The organism is Lyngbya sp. CCY1209, assembly GCF_055795065.1.
This window is the reverse complement of record NZ_JAYFER010000613.1, coordinates 1-22,410: the sequence shown is the minus strand read 5'-3', so window position 1 is coordinate 22,410 and position 22,410 is coordinate 1. Positions and strand designations below refer to the sequence as shown.

Sequence of the window (22,410 nt, the reverse complement as noted above, 5' to 3'; positions counted from 1 at the left end):
AACAAGCCATTTCCCATCAGTGGAGGCAAGGCTCTGTGCTTGCCCATCAACAAATTATCAACAAGCCATTTCCCATCGGTAGAGGCAAGCCTCTGTGCTTGCCCAAGGTAAATTATAGGGATTGACAATTCATAAATCGGGCAACCCGAGACGGTTGCCCCCACCCCCCATCAAAATAGTGCAGTTCGCTGACAAATTCATAAATCGGGCAACCCGAGACGGTTGCCCCCACTCCCCCATCAAAATAGTGCGGTACGTTACATTTCATTAACGCACCCGACTTTAGTATTACAATGGATCTGAGATCGCATCGATTCAGACTGAACGAACCTTCCATGCTCAACATTCCTCACATCCTCGCTCAAGAACTGTCCCTGAAAGCCTATCAAGTCGAAAATGCCTTAGAATTGTTCGCGGAGGGGGCAACCATCCCGTTTGTCGCCCGCTACCGGAAAGAGCGGACGGGTTCCCTCGACGAAACCCAACTGCGGGATATTTCCGAACGATATAACTATTTGACGGAACTCGAAGATCGCAAAAAAACGATACTCGAAGCGATCGCATCCCAGGGCAAACTCACCGACGAATTGCATGGGAAAATAGACGCCTGCCTGCTGAAAACCGAACTCGAAGATCTTTATCTTCCCTACCGCCCCAAACGCCGCACCCGCGCCACTACCGCCCGGGAACGGGGACTCGAACCCCTCGCCGATTTTATCGCATCCCTGAACCGGCGCGACGCCCCCGCCGTCTCTTTGGAAGCGGAAGCCGCCAAATATATCGACGCGGAAAAGGGGGTGAAAACGGCGGAAGATGCCCTCGGCGGTGCCGCCGACATCATCGCAGAAGCGATCGCGGAAACGGCGGAATTGCGGGCGGATTTGCGGGAATATCTGATGGAAGAGGGGGCGTTTGTTTCCCGGGTTAAGGATGACTACCCGGAGGGTTCCACGAAGTTCGAGATGTACCGAAATTTCCGGGAAGACGTGATGGAAATCAAGCCACACAACCTGCTGGCGTTGCTGCGGGGGGAGGCGGATGGGATTCTGAAGGTGGATTTAGATTTCGATGAATCTTTTATTTTAGCACATTTGGAGTCGAAAATTATCCGCAGCAAAAATCCTGAAATTCGACAATTTTATAAGGCGACAATCAAAGATGGGTTTAACCGATTGATGAAGAACTCGTTGATTAGTGAAATCAGGAGCGATCGCAAAGCCGACGCCGACATCGAATCCATCAAAACCTTTGAAGCCAATTTGCGGGAGTTGTTGCTGTCCCCCCCGGCGGGGATGAAACCGACGCTGGCGATCGATCCGGGGTTCCGGACGGGGTGCAAAGTTTCGGTGTTGTCGGAAACCGGAAAGTTCTGCGAATATCAGACAATTTTCCCCCACCAGTCCGCCAACCAACGCCAATCGGCGGCGAAAACGATTCGGGGATTTATCGATAAATATAATATCGAATTGATCGCGATCGGCAACGGAACCGCCGGACGAGAAACCGAGGATTTTGTCAAAGAAACAATAGCCTCTTTACCCAACAAACCCATTCACGTCATGGTGAACGAATCCGGCGCCTCGATTTACTCCGCCAGCGACGTGGCGAGGGCGGAATTTCCCGAGTTAGATCTTACCGTCCGGGGGGCGATCAGTATCGGGCGCCGCCTGCAAGATCCCCTGGCGGAATTGGTGAAAATTGACCCCAAATCCATCGGCGTGGGACAGTATCAACACGATGTCGATCAAAAATTACTCAAGAAAAAACTCGATGAAACCGTCGAAAGTTGCGTCAACTATGTGGGGGTGGAACTCAACACGGCGTCGAAGGAATTGCTGACGTTTGTTTCCGGAATCACGCCCGCGATCGCCCAAAATATCGTCAAATACCGCAACGAAAAGGGAGCTTTCAAAAACCGCAAAGAACTGCTGAAGGTGTCCAAACTCGGGCCGAAAGCCTTCCAGCAATCCGCCGGATTTTTGCGGATTCGGGGCGGCGCGAACCCCCTCGACAATACCGCCGTCCACCCGGAAAGTTACCCGGTGGTGGAACAAATTATATCGGATTTAGAAATCCCGTTAAATTCGATTTCCAAAACCTCCGACAAACTCAAATCAGTGAACTTGAAACGGTACGTCACCGATACCGTCGGCTTGCCCACCCTCAAGGATATTGTCGCCGAATTGGAGAAGCCGGGACGGGACCCGCGATCGGAATTCAAATACGCCACATTCCGGGATGATATCAAAGAAGTGTCCGACTTGAAACCGGGGATGCAGTTGGAGGGAATTGTCACCAACGTCGTCAATTTCGGCGCCTTCGTGGATATCGGCGTTCACCAGGACGGCTTGGTGCACATCTCCCAACTCGCCGATCGCTTCGTCGAAGATCCCAAACAGATCGTCCGGGTGGGACAGGTGGTAAACGTCCGAGTTTTGGAGGTGAATGAAAAGCTCAAACGCATCAGTTTATCAATGCGCGGCGTGTGATGGTGGGTTCGTTGTTGGGCTTGAATCCCACCCCCAATTCTGGATTCAATTCCGATCGCGATCGCCGCTCGTGCGGTGTCTTTTCCATCGGCATTTTTCACCCCCTCCCGCCCCGCTTTGGGGGGAGGAGAGAGGATTAAATCACAGGAAACGCGACAAAACATAGCCGTCAATTTCCTTTATAAAAATTGGAAATAGCTGTCGCCGAGATCGAGGGAAGATGCATCTTCGATGACGGCAAGGAGTTCGCGATCGCCGCTCAAATTCGTGGACAAAATTGCCGTTCCCGAAGGCAATTCAACGCCGGTTTCTGCCGAGAGATCTGCAGTGGAAACCAGTTGATAGCCATCAGCCGTTCCGAAGAGTAAGATGGTATCTTCACCGGAGTCAAAGTCGGCGACTCGGGTGTAACCTTCCCCGGCGCGGCTGGCCCCGATCAAAGTATCCTCGCCGCGATCGCCGAGGAGGAGGTCGTTGCCGCTGCCGCCGATCAAACTGTCGTTGCCCTGGCCGCCGTAAATTTCATCGTCGTCGCCGTCGCCGTAAATTGTATCGTTGTCCTGATTTCCAAACAGGACATCTTCCCCATCTCCCCCGTAGACCACATCGACGCCGCGATCGCCGAACAGGGTGTCACCGCCGTCCGAACCCACCACGATATCGTTATCTTGGCCGCTGAACAGCAGGTCATCCCCCCCCTGGCCGTCGAGAAAATCATCCCCCTTAAAGGAAGAAATGGTGTCATTGCCATCCCGGCCGAGGATCACGTCATTGCCGTCCGTGCCCAAGATTTCCTCCCCTTCGGAACTGCCGATTTCGCTGGTGGGGGGACTCAGGGGGGAGAGTTGATCGAAGTGGTTCCGAAAGAAAAAGACATCGGCGTCTGCCCCCCCCAGCAGGGTATCCACCTCCTCCGTCGAGACGGTCGGCGGTTCGAGGGGTTCTTCGGGCGTCTGGCCATTGTTGGTGTCTTGAACTTGGTCTTCCATTGTCCTAAAAAATTGACAACAATTTTGGTTCTACTCTGTATTTTCCTCCACCTCAATTTACCTTCGGGATATCCCGCAATAAAATTCAAACAATTTCAACAGTTTTTAATGTTTCCATCGTCGCCGGCGATCCCGATCCGATTTCGATTCACCGTCAATTGGGGGGGCGGTAGGGGCCGGGACATTTTTCCCCCCGCCCCTCCCCGCCGTATTTTCACAAGTTTTAGGGGGTTGAATTTTTGCGATTAAAAATCAAGAAAATCGAAAATAATCCGCCCCCAAATCCAATCCAAAAACGTCTGCGACCACAGCGATCGCCTCCACTTCCCCGACCAAATTTTCGCGGATGATCGCCGTCCCCTCGGGCAGTTCGGGAGGCGACAATTCCAGGCGGAAGCGTTCCGGCAGGCCGCTGAGTAAGATGACATCTTCTTCGATGTCGAAATCGTTAATTAGCGTGTACCCCTGCGCCCGGGTACTGAAACCCGTCAAAGTGTCATCGCCCTTGTCGCCGAAGAGGAGATCGCTACCCGTCCCCCCGAGGAGGCTGTCGTTATTTTGGCCGCCGTAAATCGTATCGGCCCCGCCGTCCCCGAAAATGACATCGCCTTCCTGGTTGCCGTAGATGACATCCGCTTCCGGGCCGCCGTAGAGGGTATCGCCGCCCTTTTCCCCGAACACCGTATCGTCCCCGCTGTTGCCGATGACGATATCATTTTCCTGGCCCCCGAGGAGGCGATCGCTTTCCCCCTGTCCGTCCAAGAAATCATCTTCCCGGAATCCCAACAGGGTGTCACCGTCCCCCCGGCCAAAGATGACATCGTTGCCGTCTTGCCCCGGCAAGCTGTCGGGGTCGGGTGTGCCAAATTGGGTGATGGGGGGACTCAGGGGTGCGAGTTGGTCCACGTTGCTGCGAAGCCAGAACACATCTGCTCCCGGGCCCCCGTTGAGGGTGTCCACCTCCACCGGTTCCGGAATCGTGGCGGGGACGACGTCCGCATTCGTCAGGGCGACGCGGCGGGACAGTCCGTCGAAGGTGGGGTCGTCGCCGGCGGCGACAAAATCGATCGCGTAGGGCCTTTGGCCGTCAACTTCCCCGTCCGCCTGCCCCGTCACCGTCACCGTCTGGGGGACATCCCAATTGTCGGGGGTGAACGTCAGCGCCGCGGGTTCGGCCACCCCCTCGCCCGGATTGGAACTCTCAACGGAGACGACCACATCCGCCGTCGGGGAACGCTCCAAAACGGCCGTAAATTCCACCGTCCCGCCGCTTTCGTCCGTCTCCCGCCCGGAGTCGGGGGCGAAACGAACCGCCAGATCGGTTTGGGCGCCCACCGTCACCAGAAATTCATCGGTGGTGGTATCTTCCCCGTCGGAAACCGCCAGGGTGACGAAAGCCTCCCCGCTTTCGCCCGGGGCCGGGGTGATGGCGACGGTGCGATTTTCCCCTTCCCCGGCCAAAATCATCCCGTCCGGGGGAATCAAAGTCGGGTTGTCGGAAGTGGCGGTGACGGTCAACTCCTGCGCCGGGGTTTCCGCATCTTCCATCGTAAATGGAATGGGCGGGGCGGGGAGATCTTGGAAAAAGGCGGTGTCGGAAATGTCGGTAATTGTGGGGGGAATATTTTCCGGTTCCTCATCATCTACGACGGTCAAAGTGGCGGTATTTTGCCGTCCGAAAAACACGCCTCCCTCGGGATCATCCAAAATCAGATCCACTGTTTCATCATCTTCTAAAATTGCGTCATCAACGATGGAAATCCTGACGGTTTGCACGATCTGGCCGTCGCCAAATTCCACAACTAAAGGCGAGTTATTGATGTAGTCGTCGGGGGAAGTTGCGGTGTCGTCGGCGAGGTTGACGTTGACGCGGAGGACGCCCTCGCTGCCGCCGTCGCGGACGAGGGTGAGGGTGGCTTCGGAATCGGTTTCATCTACTTGAAAGTCAGCCTCGGCGAACTGGATGCTGCCGACGGGGTTATCGTCATCTTCGATCGCCAACACGGCTTCACTCCGCGTCCCCACATTAGCGCCGCCGGTGGGGTTGTCGAGGCGGAGGATCACCGTCTCGCCATTTTCGGCGATCGCATCGTCTTCGATGGGGATGTTGACGGTGGCCGAAGTCTGGCCGTCGGCGAATTCCACCGCCACCGGGGAGATATTGGTGTAATCCTCCGGGGCGATCGCGGTTTCGTCTTGCAGGGACAATTCGACGCCGACGGCCCCGAAATCCCCCTCGCCGCGGGTAATGGTAATAGAAGCCGTGGGAATCCCCTCGATGACGTTATATTCGACACTTTCAAAAGCCAGGGTCCCCGGCGGGTTGTCGTTGTCCTCGATGGTGGCGGTGGCGGTGCGGTTCTCCCCGAACAGGATGCCGCCGGTGGCGTTGTCGAGGGAGACGGTAAAGGTTTCGGGATCTTCGCGGCGATCGTCGTCGAGAATCGGGATGGCGACGGTTTGGCGGGTCTGGCCGTCTTCAAATTCCACCCGCCGCGGCGATATATCAGTATAATCGTCCGGTGCGATCGCGCTGCCGTCGCGGACAAATAGATCCGCGCCGATACTCCCCGCGCTGCCCCCGGTGCGGACCACCGCCACTTCCAGGTTGGCCGTCCCCTCCGTCACCGTATATTCCGCCGCTTCCAGGGACAGGCGTCCGGGGGGATTGTCATTATCTTCAATGGTGACGGTGGCCCGCCGGGTCGCCCCGAAGCTGGCCCCCCCGGTGAGGCTGTCCAAAAACAGGCTGAACGATTCGGACCCCTCGAACACCCCGTCGTCAACGATGGGGACGCTGATGGTGGCCTCGGTCTGGCCGTCGGCCAATTCCAGGCTGACGGGGGAATTATTGATGAAGTCCCGCGGCGCCGTGGCGCTGCCGTTGGCGACCAGAACCCGGGTGCTGACGGCGCCGGAACTGCCCTCCCGGCGGATGACGGTGGCGGTGACGGCGGGGGTGCCCTCGGTGACGGTGTATTCGGCGTTTTGGAAAGCCAGGAGTCCGGCGGGGTTGTCGTCGTCTTCGATAGTGACGGCAGCCTCGGACCGTCGCCCGATCGCCGCCCCCCCGGTGGCATTTTCCAGGCGGACATTAAAGGTTTCGTTGGGTTCCGAGATCTCGTCGTCGGTGATGGGGACGTTGACGGTGGCCGAGGTCTGGCCGTCGGCCAACCGCACCGTCACCGGGGAAATGTCGGTGTAATCTTGGGGGGCCCGGGCCGTCCCGTCTTCCAGGTTCAGGGTGGCGCTGACGGCCCCTTCGTCCCCGTCGGTGCGGGTGACGGTGATGGCCGCGGTGGGTGTTCCCTCGGTGACGCGGAATGCCGGACTGCCGATTTCCAGGGTTCCGGGCCGGTTCTCGTTATCCAGGATGGTAACGGTGGCGGTGCCCCGGTCCCCGATGATCGCGTTGCTGGCCCCCCCGGTGAGGCTGTCGAGCACCAGTTCCAGGACTTCGTTTTCCTCCAAAACCGCGTCGTCGTTGATGGGCACGGCGAGGGTGACGCGGGTTTCGCCGGGGGCGAAGGTGACGGTTTGGGGGGTATTGTCAAAATCCTGGATGGCGGAGTCGGGGTCGAGGGGGGGCGTCGCACCGCTGGCGGTCCCCTCCCGGAGGTTGAGGGTGATGACGGAGGCGGCGGCGGTGTCTCCGGTGCGATCGAGGGTGATTTCCGCCCCGTCGGGGATTCCGTCTTCGTTGACGCGGTAGGTGGCGCGGCTGAAGTTGACGGTAGCCGGGGGTACGGCCGCGATCGCCCCCGAAAATTCCGAGGTGTCGCCGTTCGGATTCGTGGCCGTGGCGGTGACGAAATCCCCCTCAGTGAGGGCGACGGGGAGGTTGAGGGTAAAGCTGGCATCGCCGTTGCTATCTGTTGTAATTGGGGTTTCCCCGATCAAAGTTCGGCCCTGGCGGGTGGCGGCGGTGTTGGAGAAAAATTGCAGGGTGAAATTGCTCTCGGGGGTGCTGTTGAGGGTCCCGGTGAGGGTGGTACTCGTCCCGTCGGAAAAAGCCCCTGTGAGAGTGGGGAAGTTTTGCCCGGTGTTGGGGCCCAGATCGGCGTCGAGGGGGTCGTTGGGGGTGAGGTCGTCGTCGCCGAGATCGATGCCCAAACCGCCGTTGTCCGCGATCGCATTGCCGACGATGGTATTGCCGACACCCCGTTCGACGGCGATCGCATCCCGGCGGTTGAAGGCGATCGTGTTGTTGGAAATGGCGTTATCCCCGGCGTTGATAAAGATCCCCCAGCGGCCGTTGCCCAGGTCGGCGGTCCCGGCCAGGTCGGTGCCGATGGCGTTGCCCCGAATTTGGTTGCCGGTGGCGTTTGCCCCCGCAATTAAAATCCCCGTGAAGGTATGTCCGGAGATGATATTGGGATTTTCGGGGGTGCCGATGATGTTGTCGGGGGACTCGGAGATGGAGATGCCGAACCCATTCCCCAGGGCTGTGGCACCCCGGCTGTCGGTGCCGATATAGTTCCCTTCGATGACGTTGCCGCCCCCCCCGATCACTTCGATGCCGAAAGCCGGAAACCGGTTAATAACCAGCCCCCGGACGGTGCTGTTGCCGCCGGTCAGGGTCAGGCCAGAGCCCCCGCCGGCTTGGCTGCCGTCGAGTTCGATGACGGGGGTGCCCCGGAAGCCACTTTGGGAGGTGCCGTCGATGGTGACGGGGCTTGTAATGGCGGGGAGGGGCGACTGGGGGCGGATTGTGTAGGTGTCGGTATTGAAATTGAAGTTGGGATCGAGGATGAATAAGTCAAACCGGATCTCGTCGGCTTCGGGACTGGCGTTGGCGTCCGCGATCGCCTGCCGCAGGGAACCGGGGCCGTCGTCGGCGGTGGTGGTGACGGTGAAGGTGGCGAAGGTGCCGGGGTAGGTTTGCCGCACTCGGGGGGTGAAGGGGGACGGGGAAAGGATCTCGCCGATCTGATAATCGAGATCCCAGGTTCCTCCACCGGCTGGGTTGCCGACAATACGGGTGGATGCGGCGATCGCGACGCCGGTGAGTCGGTGCAGGTTTTGCAGGAATTTCTGTCCCCGGTTGCGGGCGAAGTTGCAGGCGTAGAGGCAGATTTCGCCGACGTCCCACTGTCGCAGGGTGTCGGCATCGGGGGGGGTGTCGCCTAGGTCGAGGTGGCCGTCGGAACCGTGGCAAATGAGATGTAAACTCCGGGTGGGGACGCGGCGGATGGCGTCTGCAATTTGGCTGACGGGATCGCCATCGCCCAGGTGGAGCACGCGGACACCGGGGATGAGGCCGGCGGCGAGGCGTTCGGGTTCGTCAACTCGGGGGGCGATCGCCACCAGGATTTCGGCGGGTTGCAGGTTGTCTTGGATTGCGGTTTGGATGTGTCGTTGCATTATCACTCTCTCGGCTGACGGTAGGTTAACCCGGGTGGGGTGAACGGGGGATCGACGATCCTTTGCGGGCCTTCTGGCCATCCGTCCGGAATTTTGGCGGGCGGATGCGGAGAAAATTCATTCGCCGCACAACAAAAGTGATCAGAAGTTTAACAATAGAAACGAATTTTTATGGTGTATTGTTTCCATTCCAATTAGTCAAACCCCGCTGGGGTCTAACCCCTCATTTTTCGGAGTGGGGGAGTTTAACCACTCCAGGCACAGAGGACACGGAGAGGTTTTCTGGTTTCGATGTAAATGGGATTATTGCGTCCGATTTTCTGCGGCGACGGTCGCGATTTCATTTAGGATTTGGGCGAGATTTTTGGAGGGTTTGATATTATCTTTTATTTCGGAATAATAATTTTGGATGATTTCGTCCATCCGGCGGCGCTGTTTTTGCCGAAATTTGGGGTTGTTTCCGAGGGTGATTGCGAGTTGTATATAGGTGCGATCGTCGGGGGCGATTAAGTCGGAGACTCCCATTTCCCGCAGCAATGCTGCCCCCAGTGAGTGGTGGGGTTTCGCCCCGTTTTTGACGACGATGGGCAGGCCGGCGTTGAAGGCGTTAAATAATGATATGATATCGGATATCGGGTGGGAGTCTAGGTAGATATCGGCGAGTTTGAGGCAGCTTTGCAAGTCGGAGTTGCTGGGGGGTTCGTCGAAGTTTAACAGCAAAATGCGATCGGGATCGATCTGATATTTTTCGAGAATTCCCGTGCAGTTTTGCAGCCACGGCTTTTGTAGGTGGGCGCGATCGCTTTGATTCCAAAAGGGGTAAATTAACAGGAGAGAATTGGGAACTTCGGATAATATGCACCCCCAAGATTCGATTAATTCGGGTGTGATTTTGAGGGAATCGATGCCAGAAGCGAAAACAACGGCTTTTTTTGATATTTCTAAAGATAGGCGATCAAGGTCTAGGCGGGGTGGAGATTGTGCCGTCGCCCAGCAATAACCACTTTCCGCGATCGGCAAGATTTGGGGGTTAGCCGTATCGGGGCGGGTGAGATTGCTAAATATATGATAATCCACGTTATTCAATTCTGTCAATACCGGGGAGAGGGGAGTGCAAATTTGCACCCGGGCGAGGCGGTGTGAGGCTAAGTAAACCGGGGCTATCGTGCGGGTTGTCAGGTTGGCGGATATCAACAGAATATCCAACTCGTCTTGACGGATGAGATCAACCTGTTGTTCCAGGGAGTTGGGCAGTTTTTGAAAACCCCGGAATTTTTGTCGGCAGTAATTTTCGATCGCGTTTCCCGTGGCGACGAGGGAATATAAGATCACCTGGAAGTCATCGCCGAGGGATTCGTACATCGGCAGAGTCATCAGGGTTTCCGGGGTGGGGTGGAGGTGGGGGACGAGGATGCCGAGTTTGACGGGTTTGCGGGGAGGTTGCGGCGGCAATTCCCAGGCGAGGGTTTGGTTTTGCAATTCCATCACGAATGCCAAAATTTGCGATCGCATCCGATAGGCGGTTTCGGTGTCTTCCCGATATTGCAGTATCGTAAAATCCGCTAAATTCGCGAACAGGATGGCGACGGCGTTCCAAAGCTTGGATTTGGGATATTTGAAAATCCGGCTGTGGAGGAATTTGACAAATTCTTCCAAATAAGAACAGTATCGCGAGGTGGCGCCGGGTTCGCGAAAATAGGCGGGGACTTTCAGCATGAATTCCATGCTATCTTTAATCAGCCAGTTGGGGAAAAGGGAGAATTCGGGGAAAAACGGCATCTCGTCTCCCCAGCCGTAGAGTTGGAAGGCGAGAAGGGATTGAATTAAATTGAGATTATCGAATCCCAATTCCAGTTGGGTTTTGAGGGTTTCGACGAAGGCGGTTTCGCGGGGGGTTGGGGGGTGATATTTGAGGCTGGTGTTGGACAGCATTTTTTGGGCTTTTCCCAATAACCCGACATACTGCTGTTCCAGAATGGCGGACGGGGAATTCAGCCATTTTTGTGCGATCGCATTGCGGACGGTTCTCAGGTTATCGAGAATTTCGGGATAGGTATTTTCGTCGGCGGGTTGGTAGCGTTCGGTGAGGAGAAAGTGGGTGGCGGCGGCGAGGTATCGCAACTCGGCGGGGAGGGTTTGGAAGCAGGAGTCGAAGGCGAGTTTTTGATAAAATTTGACTTGATCGGATACGCCGGAATGGGCGTTTTTGAGGGTTTGCTGTTGGAGGTGGAGGCGAAAGTGGGATAAGGGTTGGTTGACGAAGCCGACTTTGTAGCGAGTGAGGATTCTCAGCCACAATTCCAAATCCACCAACTGCCGGAGTTCGGGATCGAATCCGCCGACGGTTTGGAAGACTTCCCGCCGCAGGAGGACGACGCTGGGTTCGCCGATTTTGTTGAGGGGAATTTCCAGGATATTGGGATCGGATAGCAATTCCCACCCCCACTGAACGGGTTGTAAGTTTGTCCAGGATTGGTGCAGGTTTTGACAGCCGTTGTAAACTGTCATCAGGGCTTGATTTTCTTCCGCACCTTCTGATAGAATTAAATTGCGGGGGGAGAAGACAAGACCGATTTTTTCGTCCGTTTCCGCTAGTTCCACCAGCTTTTCGATGCAGTCCGATTCGAGGATATCGTCCTGAAACAGGAATTTGACGTATTTGCCTTTGGCTTGGGACAGGCAGAAATTGCAGTTTTGGGCGAGTCCAAAGGGTTGTTGGTGTTGGAATAGGGAAACGTTCTCGGGGGACTGGCTGGCGAACTGTCGGGCGATCGCCAAACTGCGATCTTCGGAACAATCGTCGGCGATGATAATTTCCAGATTCGGATAGGTTTGGGAGGCGAGACTTTTCAGCGTCGCCGGGAGGTGGGTTTCGCCGTTGTGGAGGGGGATGCAAACGCTGACTAAGGGTTCATTCATTTTGGGTTTAATTTGGGGAACTTCGGAAACATCTGGAATCGTAAAATCGGCTTCCCGGAGGAGTTGCCGATATCCCGCCAGCATCTCATCGAAGGATGTCAGGCTGGCGAGGACGGGGGGGGAATTGGCGGCGAAGCGATCGCGGAGATTTTGTGAATTTAACAGGGTGGTTATGGCGATCGCCAACTCTTCGATATTTCCCGGCTGATAAAATAGGGCATTGACTCCGGGCTGCAACTGTTCTTTCACCCCGAAAACCGGAGTCGCGACGATGGGGAGTCCCGACGCCATTGCTTCCAGGATGACGCGGGGGAAACTTTCGACGCGGGAGGTGAAGACAAACAGATCCGCCGCCCGATAGTATTTAATCGTATCGGAAGTTTCGGGAACAATTTCGATCCGCGATCGCAGACTTTCCGGCAGACTGGCAACGTCGGCATGGAGTTTTTCGCTATAGGGACCCGGGCGATCGCCCACGACAAACACCCGTATTTGCTGTTGCAATTCCGGGGAAAGTTGCCGCAACGCCGGGGGGAGATCCCGCTGTCCCTTGCGATCGCAAACCGTCCCCAAGGATAATATGACGATTTCCGAGTCGGAAACCCCCAATTCCCGCCTCGCCGCCTCCCGCGTCCGCCGTCTCGCCGCCGCCTCCCACGTTTCCCGGTTAAAACCATTGTGGATAACGGTAAAATTATGCGATCCGTTCAACGCCAAATACTGATCTCGCGACGCATCGGAAACGAACACCACCCGATAGGGAATTGCAAAGCATTCCAACCCCCGGCGGGCGATTTCGGGACCGTAACTATCCAGCCATTCGGCATAAAATTTTTGGGGCTCGCTTTCATGGATATTCCAGATGCAAGGAATGCCCATTTTGCGGGCACAGTCCACCATAAAGAAGTTGTCGAGGGTGTTGACATACATGACATCGACGGGATGTTTCATCAACTCGGCGGCGAGTTGAGAGATTGCCGTTTCGTAGCCTTCCAAAGTGTAGATATTGCGGAGGGGATGGCGTCCATAAACGGTAACGGGAATCTGATTTTCTTCGTAGGCTTCCCGCAGGATTCCGTCTCCCAAACAAAAGGCGGTGGGTTCAACCGTGTCGGTTTTTAAAAACGCGATCGCCAGTTCGTATTGATGCAGGGGCGCCCCCGTCAGATCCAAAGCGTTACTCGCCATCAAAACCCGAATTTTGCGATTATCATGATTTCCGATAAAACGGCGGGGCTGGATTTGGAACTGTTCGTTTTCGAGAGACAAGTGGGGATTGTAAAACGGATCGACTTTTCCCCGATATTTCGCCCGAAAACTCGCCACCTCTCGGGGATTGTCGGCGAAACCCCGCGACGCACCCTCCCGGTGAATCAACTCCGCGTCGGGACAGTAAACGCAGCGAAAACCGGCGTTTATCAATTGATCGCAATAGTCAACATCGTTGTACGCCACCGCGAATTCCGTCTCGTCAAATCCCCCCATTTCCAAAAACAACTCTCGGGGAGTCAGCAGGCAGGCTGCACTGAGGGCACTATAATTTTTTGCGACATTCAGCCCCCACAAATAGCCGGAACTCAGCCGCGACACCAGCTTGAAAGCGTGCCCCGCCAAACCGTGGTGGAGTCCGAAAATTACCCCGCCGTGTTGTATGGTTTGGTTGGGGAAAATCAGCTTCGCCCCCACCGCCCCCACATCTTTTATTTGCAGGTATCCCACCATCTGACTCAGCCAGTCGGGAGAAATCGTCGCCGTGTCGTTATTGAGAAAGAGAATATAATCGCCGTCCGCCATTGCCGCCGCCCGGTTCATCAGGGAGGCGAAATTAAACCCGCCCCCGCTATTATTCAATTTGATAACCCGGTGGGGTGTCTCCCGCAGATAGTCCAGGGTTTGCGGATCGTCGCTTTCGTTATCTATAATAATGATGCGATAGTTTTTGTAACTGGTTTTTTCCAGCGACTCCAGGCAGGGCTTCAGTAACTCCAGACTATTTTTAGTGGGGATTAAAATAGAAACCGATCGCCCCTCGTCGGGAAAGCGAATGTTGAAAATCCCGCAATGCGATCGCATCGCCCAATTCTGCTGATAAACCGTCCCCGAAATCCCCCGCCTTTCCAGGGTTTCCTGCAGGGCAGTTTCGGCGGCTGAAAAGCTATCGGGTTTGGCGGCACCCGATGCCGCCGTCGAACCGGGAAGCACCCGCCAATGGTATAAGATTAACGGCAGATGGGCGATATTTCGGGTGAGTTCAGATGCCCGCAAAACGAAGTCGTAATCCTGGGCACCGTCGAAGCGGGGACGCATCCCCCCCAGGCGATCGCACAAGGTTTTCCGAACCGTCAAAAGATGCCCGAAATACATATAAGATAACAGCAACTCCGGCGAATAGTCCGGTTTGAACTGGGGCGAGAACCGTCGCCCGTCCGTATCGATTTTGTCGTCGTCGGAATAGAGGATGTCGGTGTCGGGATGTTCCGCCAGGTAAAACCCGACTTCCCCCAAGGCATCCGGCGTCAGTTCGTCGTCGTGATCTAGAAATAGCAGAAACTCGCCCTCCGCTATCCGTATCGCCGTGTTGGTGGCTTGGCTGATATTGCCGTTTTCGTCCCGAAAAATAACCTTGACTTTCGGGTTGTCTTCTGCTATCGTTTCTAATAGAGAATGGATTTCGGGTTCGGTGCTGCGATCGTCCGCGATGCACAATTCCCAATTTTTATAAACCTGCCCGGTAACGGATGCGATCGCCCGCTGTAAAAACGCCGGCGGCGGATTGTAAACCGGCATGATTATCGAAATTTTCGGTAAGCGATCTGCAACCGTTTCTAACCGTTCTTCCAAATCCCGTTTCGCTTTCCCATTCCATTGATTGACTCTTAACCATGCCTCGTAGGGAGTCAACCGCGGCGGGGTGTGGGGTGGCAGAAATGGGAGGGCGGATTTTCTGTCAATTTTACCCTGCCGGGATTCCCAAATTTTGGCTTGGGCTCGATATCGTTCCAAATCGATTTGGGCGTCGTGGAGTCGGGTGTGCGTCCGTTCCAATTCCGTTTCCAACCGCCGATTCTGGTTCTCCCGTTGGCGAATTTCCAACCAGTCGGAAATCGCCCAATCCTGCGGGGAGAGAGACGCGGGGGGGGAAGCCCAAGATAACGCCGGTTCGCCGTTTAAGGGTGTCGCCCTGGCATCCAACGCCAAATACAAGTCCACCGCTTCGGGATAGAATCGTTTGATAATGCCCGGGCGGAAAGTTTCGGATATTTCCGTTTTCAATAACTCCGCTTCAAACGGGTTTTCCTCCGGCGAGGGAAGTTGGAGATTGAATTTTTCGTTGATTGCCGAGATGAGGGCGGCGGGGGAGTGGGCGACTTTGTGGAGGTGGACGATCGCGCATTTTTCCGGGTGGCGATCGCAAAATTTCAGGATATTTGTGTTATAATGTATCCAGGATAGAATTGCCAATTCCGGGTTTTCGATCAGGGCGCGATCGGTTCCCCGCCGATACAGCGAATCCGCCACTTCCCAGGGCGATCGGTAAATGAAAATAAACCCCGCCTCGGGCAGCAATTCCCGCCAGAAGTCCAAAAATAAACTCGTCCTCGGTTCCTTCCATCCCCACAAAGAAGGTTGGGATTTTTTGCCGATTATTTCCCTCGCGGGCTCGATGAAGGTTTCGGGCACCGGGATTTCCGACTGTCTCACCCAGCCGTCTGGATGGAAACCCTGCGATCGCAGGATGTCTCGGTGGAATTCGAGAATCTCTATATCCTCGAAATGTCCGCGAATATTGCCCCGGCTTCCGGGTAACAGGCGATCGCCTAAATTGACTCCAACCCGCCGCAGTAAGTCGGCGGTGAGGGAGGTTCCGGATCGGTGCATTCCGGTTATGATTAAGGGGGAGATTTTGGATTGATTCATCCGCAGATTTCGCAGATTTTCGCAGATTTTAAGGGGCGGGTTACTGATTGAGTATAAATTCCAGGGGGGCGGATTCAAATACCCATTCTAAGCCGAAATTGTTGGCGGTTTTGATTAGGATCGTGTCCTGTGGTTTGATTCTATCAGGTTTGAATCTTAAATGCCAAAATATTTTATCATTTTTTTCGATTTTGTCGGCTTTTACCTTCTCGACGTGGGACAGGCGGTTGTTGATTAAAACGGTGATTTCTGAAATGGTTCCGCCGGGGTTGATTTCGGATACCCATCCCCCCAACTCTAGGATACCTGCGGGGGTGAGGCGACAGCGTTCGAGTTTGCCTTGGGGGTGGTGATAATAGCGGAAATTGGAAAAGTCGATCGCGGGGGTTTTGGCGACTATATATAAGTCTTGATAGCGACAGATTCCTTTGGGAATGCGGTGATAAACGGCTGCACCTGCGGAGACTTGGGCGATCGCATTTTTGACGAATTCTTCTCCGACGTAGCTGGTTCCGTATTCTCCTAAATCGAGGGTTTGACTTTCGCTGGTGAGACAGAAGAGTAATTCCGAAGATGGGATCGCTAGGTGGGGGGGGAGGAGGGCGCGATCGTGAACGCTGAACAATAGTAAACCGTCGGGGTTGAGAAGATTATATAACACCCGCAGCCAATCTGAAAAGGTCTGTTTGGGCAGGTGGCTGAAAAAGGAACAAGCTAAAATACAATCGAAGGTTTGCGGACAGGAATAGTTTTCCGGTTGGGAGGTGGAAATAATGCCGTTGACTCCGAACTGTTCGGCTTGGAATTTGACCCCGTCGGCGTAAATGTCGGAGATCCAAACTTTTTCGGGGGGAATGGCTTGGATAAAAAACCGGGTCGATCGCCCGTAACCGCTGGCGAAATCCAGGAATGATGAAACAGTGTCGAATCCTTTAAAGTGCCAGTTGACGGCCTGTTTTACCGCCTCAAAAATGCGGATACCGTTGAAATAGTAGCGGACGATCGCCCGTGGGGGACTGCCCTGATTTTGCAGGGCGAATAAATACATTTCATCCCGATCACAAATTGGGGCTTTGAAGGTGTCGGGAAACTCGACCTGAGCGCGGATAAAATCTCGAATGGCTGGGGATTTGACGGGGGGGACGGTGGGTTTCATGTCCGATCTTTCCTGTCCTTGCAATGAAAAGGTTGCCGTCGGCGATCGCGATTCGACGGGCCGAATCTCAAAGGTTTCTGAAAAAGCGATCGCGAAATTGGCATCCATTCGACAACGATATCATGATATGATATTCTGTAGAAACGAAAGCAAAAAAAATGGAACGGAACCGATCTCCCAACCGTCCCGATCGCGATCAGCGAAGAAAAAACGACCATCTAGGCTGTAGAATAGACAAAAGCGTTGTTAAAAACCCGATTGACGATCATGAGAGTCTACGTGTTGCTGTTCAATGCCGGCACAGAAAATGAGGGAATCCACACGATTCAGATGGGCGATCGCAACAAAGTGTTGATGTTCGAGGAGGAGGAGGATGCGACCCGCTTCGGCGGCCTCCTGGAAGCCCAGGACTTCCCGAGTCCCAGCATCGAGATGATCGATGATGAGGAAATCAAGGAATTCTGTCGCAGCGTAGATTACGACTGGGAACTCGTCCCCTCGGGGGCTCTGGCTATCCCCCCCGAGAACAACGTCGATAATCTGGAGTGGGAAACCGAACCGGCCAAAAAAGAAGCCGAGTCCCAGGAAGAGGAGTCCGACTTCGACCCCGACGAACTCGAGAGCATCCGCCGCCGTCTCGAAGGCCTGTTGTAACCCCCTGAACTATTGTGAAAGACGATAATCCGAAAATGCACGATTTGGAGACCCGGGGGCATTTGTTGACCGAACAAGCCAACGCCGGCAGCGAAAACCTGGACCGCCTCAGTTCCCTGGAATTGGTCGATCTGTTCAACTGGGAGGACGCCCGCACCCTCCTGGCCATCGCCCACGCCCGGGAGTCCCTGGCCGCGGCGATCGACCTGACCGCCCGAGCCCTCAAAAAAGGGGGGCGCCTGTTTTATGTCGGGGCGGGAACCAGCGGACGCCTGGGGGTTTTGGATGCCGCCGAATGTCCCCCCACCTTCTGCACCCCGCCGGAATTAGTCCAGGGCATCATCGCCGGGGGAGCCGGGGCCTTAATCCGCAGTTCCGAGGAATTGGAAGATCGGGCCGAAGACGGGGAAAACGCGATCGCCCACCGCCAGATTACCGAATTGGATGTCGTCCTGGGAATTACCGCCGGGGGGACCACGCCCTTCGTCCAAGGGGCGTTACAGGCAGCCCAGAGTCGGGGGGCGACGACCATCTTTATGGCCTGCGTCCCCGCCGACCAAGTGTCCTTCTCCGCCGATGTGGATATCCGCCTGTTGGTGGGTCCGGAAATTCTCGCCGGTTCCACCCGCCTCAAAGCCGGAACCGTGACCAAAATGGCGTTAAATATTATCTCTACCAGTGTAATGGTGAAGCTGGGAAAAGTCTACGGAAATCGGATGGTCGATGTCGCCATTACGAATAATAAATTGCGCGATCGCGCCGTGCGAATTTTGAACGATCTAGCCGGAATCGAGCGAGAACAGGCTTCAGATTTATTGCAACGCAGCAATCAGTCCGTAAAATTGGCGCTGTTGATGCACTGGACGGGTTTGGATGCGGAAGCCGGAAAACGACGGCTTGAGGACTGTCAGGGGCAGTTGCGGGACGCGGTTTTAAAGCATCAGAAAAACTCAGATTAATTGGATTATTAAAAAGGGCGCAAGCTTGGTGCCCCTACGGGGTGAGTTTCTCGATTTTTTTCTGCGATCGCAATAAATACAATACCAATTAAATAATTATATCACGATCGGTGAGAATATGACGGCTCAGTTTCGAGTTTGACTCTCGTTCAAACAAACCGAGCAACTCTCCGTGTCCTGGAGTGCCTGGAGTGGTTCATTTCACCCACTCTCCAAAAACCGCCCCTCCAACTCCCGATACTTGGGAACATCAATCACCGCTTCAAACTCCGAAAACGACAGCAAATTATCAAAACCCGCCGTCGTCCCCCGACTTCTCAACTGTTGCAGACAATCCCGCATCGCCTTCGTCGCCGCAAACAAACCCGACAGGGGATAGACCACAATTTTAAACCCCAACTCTGCCAACTCCTCCCCCGACAAAATCGGCGTTTTTCCCCCTTCAATCATATTCGCAAATAGGGGAATTCCCGACAACGATTCGGCGATCATTTTCAACTCCTCCGCCGACTGGGGTGCCTCCACAAAAATCACGTCCGCCCCCGCTTCAAAATAGGCCCTTCCCCGAGCGATCGCCTCCTCCAAACCCAAGCTTGCCCGGGCATCCGTCCGCCCCACAATCACCAAATCGCTGTCCCCTTTCGCGTCAACCGCCGCCCGCAATTTCGACAAATATTCATCGACGGGAATCACCCGTTTTCCCTGGAAGTGACCGCACTTTTTCGGCCAGTCCTGATCCTCCAAAATAATCCCCGAAATCCCCTGTTGAATGGCATCCTCGACCGTCCGAATCACGTTCAAAGCGTTGCCGTACCCCGTATCCATATCCGCCACCAAAGGAATATCGATAGATTGGGCAATTCGACCCGCACTGTAGAGCATTTCCGTCGCCGTCAAGAACCCGTAATCCGGCAATCCTAACGTTGACCCAGAAATCCCAAAACCGCTGGTAAAGACTGCTTCAAAGCCGACCTGTTCAGCCAATTTGGCACTGAGACAGTCGTACACGCCAGGAAGGATTAAAATACCGGGTCGTTCGAGATAATGGCGGAAAGATTTTGAATTGGACATGGGTATCAATTAGGGAATAGGGAATGGGGAATCGAGCACTGTTCACTGTTCACTTTTCATTTCCCCAAAAGGTTATAAAGCGTATCCCGCTGACAGATTGGGCGGTTGATAGAGGCGATCGCACCTTCGAGATCAGCCACCGTCATGCAGGTTCCCCCTTGGGCTCCCGCCATCGTGGTAATGTGTTCCTCCATCAGGGTGCCGCCGATGTCGTTGCAGCCCCATTTTAAAGCCTCCGTCGCCCCCGACAACCCCAATTTCACCCAACTCGGCTGGTGGTTGGCGATCCAATTTCCCAGGAAAATTCGCGCCACCGCCGTCAGCCGCAGACTCTCGGATAAAACCGGCTGATCCCGTCCCACCCGGCGCCGCAGGGGGGCGGGGGCCTCCTGTCCCACGAAGGGGAGGGGGATAAATTCGGTAATTTCGGCCGGATAGGCGCGATCGCGGGCTTTTTGTTGCAGCGATCGCAATTGGTCCAGGTGGGCGATCTGCTGTTCCGGCGTCTCGACGTGGCCGCACAAAATGGTGCTGGTGGTGGGAACCCCGAGGCGGTGGGCGGTTTCCACGATTTCCAACCAGGTTGCCGTGTCGATTTTTTCCGGACAGATCACCCGTCGCACGCGATCGTCCAACACCTCCGCCGCCGTCCCCGGCATCGAACCCACCCCCCCATCCCGCAGGGCGGCGATCACCGTCTCGTAGCTACAACCGTCCTCTCGGGCGATAAACTGCACTTCCTGGGGGGAAAAGGCGTGCAGGTGCAAATCGGGAAATTCCGATTTCAGAGTTGCCGCCAATTTCACATAATAGGGCAAAGATTCGCCCCCAATTTTAGCTTTCGGATTCAATCCCCCCTGCATACAAATTTCCGTCGCCCCCCGTCGCAGAGCATCCGCCGCCTTTTCCAAAATTTGGGCGGTATCCAACCAAAACGCCCCCGCCTCCCCTTCATCCCGGCGGAACGCGCAAAAACTGCAATGCTGTTCGCAAATATTCGTAAAATTGATGTTGCGATTGACGACGTAGGTGACGGTTTCTCCCGCCTGCCGCGATCGCAGCCGATCCGCGACATCCCGGATGCGAAAATCCGACATCGGACCGTCCGATTTGAGTAATCTTACCCCCTCCTCCGGGGACAGATCCGCACCCTCCAAAGCGCGATCGAGAATCCTATCAACAGTTTGGGTTAGCATACAATTTGAAACGGACGACAAAAGGGCGAATACCATTCACCCCTACAATGATAATTATTTTTTGAATCCAGATGCCCGGAACATCTACCCAACTGTTTTTTCACCTGGTGGCAGCGATGATGTTAAAAACCGATGCAATTTTGACGAATTCGATATTAAGACAACGGATCGCCTTCAGACAAAGGTTTTGGAAGATTCAAATTCCGATCGCGATCGCCGCGAGTTCCCTGGTGTTCGCCCTCTCCCCCGCCGTCGCCCAAACCGACGGGGAACCGGAACCCGAAACCGCCCCCGCCGTCGAAACCCCGTCGGTGGCCGAAGATGAGCGACTCTACCAAACGGGAATCGAAGAATTTCAGAAGGGGGAATTTGAAGCCGCCCTCGATGCCCTCACCCGAGCTCTGGAAATCCGCCGGCAAGGGGGCGATCGCCTGGCGGTGGCGGAAACCCTGAACGCGATCGGGGAAGTTCACGCCAATTTCGGGCCCGACGATCGCGCCCTGAAAACCCTCCAGGAAGCCCTGGAAATCTACCGCCAAACCCCGGCGGCGGAAACCGACGCCGCCCGAGTCCAGACGGGGACGGCCCGCAGCCTGAATCTGATCGGCTTCGTCTACCGCCAACAGAGGGAACACTCGAGAGCCCTCGAACTCCACCAAGAAGCTCTACAATTGTCTCAAACGGCGGGCGATCGCGCCGAAACCGGGGAATCGCTGCACAATATCGCCTCCGTCTACACCAGCCTCGGCCAATATTCCGAAGCCCTCGACTACTACGAACAGGCCCGGGTCATCCGCCAAGAAGTCGGGGACCCGCGCGATCGCTCCCGCACCCTCAACAACCTCGGTGCCCTCTATTTCAGCATGGGAAACACCGAAAAAGCCCTGGAGATCTACCAGCAAGCCCTGGCCCTGCGCCGCGAAACCGGCGACCAAGCGGGGGTGGGGCGACTGTTGAGCAATATGGGCTACATCTACCGCCAAGCCGGGGATGATTTTCAAGCCCTGGTCCACTTCCAGCAGGCCGCGCAACTGATGGAAGCGATCGGCGACGGGGGCGACGCGGCCCGCATCCTCAATTTGATGGGGACGATCTACGAAAATCTCGACCAGCCCCCCAAGGCCCTGGAATCCTACCAGCAGGCGATCGCCCTAGCCCAGGACGCGACGGAACCGGCCCTGCTGGGGGAAGCCCTCGGCAACCTCGCCGGCATTTACACCGGCCGGGGGCAGTTGGACGAAGCGTTGGAAACCTACCGACGGGCCCTATCAATTTATCAAGACCTCGAAGCCCAGCCGGATATCGGCAAAACCCTCAATCAGGTGGGGGAAATTCACGAGCAGTTGGGCGACTATCCCCAAGCCTTGGAAAGCTTCCGAGCCGCCTTGGTCGCCCTCCAGGAGGCGGGGGACGAGGAGGGGCAAGAGGCGGCTCGCCAAAAAATCGAGTCGGTGCAGGCAAAGTTGACGGAGACGGGGAACGGCGAACCCGAAATTGAAGGAAACGCCGAACCGGAAATTGAGGGCAGCGCCGAAGAATTGATGCCGCCCAACTGATGTCAGATCCCAATCGCTGGGGTGTGTTCGGTACTCGAACCGGGTGGGGGGATGCGTTTTCTATCCCCTACACCCTACACCCTACACCCTACACCCTACACCCTACACCCTACACCCTACACCCTACACCCTACACCCT

Annotated in this window: 10 protein-coding genes; 4 read left to right on the top strand and 6 right to left on the bottom strand. The window is 55.6% G+C overall.

Annotated elements, in window-relative coordinates:
* The first annotated feature begins 335 nt into the window (after positions 1-335).
* Positions 336-2,489 (top strand): Tex family protein, encoded by a 2,154-nt coding sequence (locus AC0QHF_RS23265; RefSeq protein WP_324706641.1) that lies wholly within the window; start codon positions 336-338, stop codon positions 2,487-2,489.
* A 179-nt stretch (positions 2,490-2,668) separates the two neighbouring features.
* Here the strand turns inward: AC0QHF_RS23265 and AC0QHF_RS23260 are convergent, their stop codons facing one another.
* From AC0QHF_RS23260 to AC0QHF_RS23245, 4 genes are all read right to left on the bottom strand, one after another.
* Positions 2,669-3,478, bottom strand: coding sequence for a calcium-binding protein (locus AC0QHF_RS23260; RefSeq protein ID WP_324706640.1), 810 nt, complete (start codon positions 3,476-3,478; stop codon positions 2,669-2,671).
* Positions 3,479-3,730: 252 nt separating this feature from the next.
* On the bottom strand, positions 3,731-8,842 hold the full coding sequence (locus AC0QHF_RS23255; protein WP_324706639.1) for a Calx-beta domain-containing protein: 5,112 nt from the start codon (positions 8,840-8,842) through the stop codon (positions 3,731-3,733).
* A 303-nt stretch (positions 8,843-9,145) separates the two neighbouring features.
* Positions 9,146-15,679, bottom strand: a complete 6,534-nt coding sequence (locus AC0QHF_RS23250; protein WP_324706638.1) for a glycosyltransferase — start codon at positions 15,677-15,679, stop codon at positions 9,146-9,148.
* Positions 15,680-15,719: 40 nt separating this feature from the next.
* Positions 15,720-16,943 (bottom strand): class I SAM-dependent methyltransferase, encoded by a 1,224-nt coding sequence (locus AC0QHF_RS23245; protein WP_324706637.1) that lies wholly within the window; start codon positions 16,941-16,943, stop codon positions 15,720-15,722.
* A 159-nt stretch (positions 16,944-17,102) separates the two neighbouring features.
* Here AC0QHF_RS23245 and AC0QHF_RS23240 point away from each other — a divergent pair, with 159 nt between their 5' ends.
* Positions 17,103-17,489: a DUF3110 domain-containing protein gene (locus AC0QHF_RS23240; protein ID WP_324706636.1), complete on the top strand. Its 387-nt coding sequence runs from the start codon at positions 17,103-17,105 to the stop codon at positions 17,487-17,489.
* A 35-nt stretch (positions 17,490-17,524) separates the two neighbouring features.
* The gene (gene murQ, locus AC0QHF_RS23235; protein ID WP_324706642.1) at positions 17,525-18,448 is read left to right on the top strand and encodes an N-acetylmuramic acid 6-phosphate etherase; all 924 of its coding nucleotides are present in this window, start codon (positions 17,525-17,527) and stop codon (positions 18,446-18,448) included.
* Between the two features lie 201 nt (positions 18,449-18,649).
* Here murQ and AC0QHF_RS23230 read toward each other — a convergent pair whose 3' ends face one another.
* Positions 18,650-19,519, bottom strand: coding sequence for an isocitrate lyase/PEP mutase family protein (locus AC0QHF_RS23230; RefSeq protein WP_324706635.1), 870 nt, complete (start codon positions 19,517-19,519; stop codon positions 18,650-18,652).
* A 56-nt stretch (positions 19,520-19,575) separates the two neighbouring features.
* Complete coding sequence (gene cofH / locus AC0QHF_RS23225; RefSeq protein ID WP_324706634.1) at positions 19,576-20,715, bottom strand: 7,8-didemethyl-8-hydroxy-5-deazariboflavin synthase subunit CofH; 1,140 nt, start codon at positions 20,713-20,715, stop codon at positions 19,576-19,578.
* A gap of 71 nt (positions 20,716-20,786) precedes the next feature.
* On the opposite strand from cofH, the gene AC0QHF_RS23220 reads away from it, so the two are divergent.
* On the top strand, positions 20,787-22,271 hold the full coding sequence (locus tag AC0QHF_RS23220; RefSeq protein ID WP_324706633.1) for a tetratricopeptide repeat protein: 1,485 nt from the start codon (positions 20,787-20,789) through the stop codon (positions 22,269-22,271).
* Positions 22,272-22,410: the final 139 nt, after the last annotated feature.

Bases quoted from the DNA above. Each gene is read 5' to 3' on its own strand.
- AC0QHF_RS23250 (WP_324706638.1), bottom strand. From the start codon at position 15,679: ATGAATCAATCCAAAATCTCCCCCTTAATCATAACCGGAATGCACCGA.
- AC0QHF_RS23260 (WP_324706640.1), bottom strand. From the start codon at position 3,478: ATGGAAGACCAAGTTCAAGACACCAACAATGGCCAGACGCCCGAAGAA.
- AC0QHF_RS23240 (WP_324706636.1), top strand. From the start codon at position 17,103: ATGAGAGTCTACGTGTTGCTGTTCAATGCCGGCACAGAAAATGAGGGA.
- murQ (WP_324706642.1), top strand. From the start codon at position 17,525: ATGCACGATTTGGAGACCCGGGGGCATTTGTTGACCGAACAAGCCAAC.
- AC0QHF_RS23255 (WP_324706639.1), bottom strand. From the start codon at position 8,842: ATGCAACGACACATCCAAACCGCAATCCAAGACAACCTGCAACCCGCC.
- AC0QHF_RS23245 (WP_324706637.1), bottom strand. From the start codon at position 16,943: ATGGATGCCAATTTCGCGATCGCTTTTTCAGAAACCTTTGAGATTCGG.
- AC0QHF_RS23220 (WP_324706633.1), top strand. From the start codon at position 20,787: ATGCCCGGAACATCTACCCAACTGTTTTTTCACCTGGTGGCAGCGATG.
- cofH (WP_324706634.1), bottom strand. From the start codon at position 20,715: ATGCTAACCCAAACTGTTGATAGGATTCTCGATCGCGCTTTGGAGGGT.
- AC0QHF_RS23230 (WP_324706635.1), bottom strand. From the start codon at position 19,519: ATGTCCAATTCAAAATCTTTCCGCCATTATCTCGAACGACCCGGTATT.
- AC0QHF_RS23265 (WP_324706641.1), top strand. From the start codon at position 336: ATGCTCAACATTCCTCACATCCTCGCTCAAGAACTGTCCCTGAAAGCC.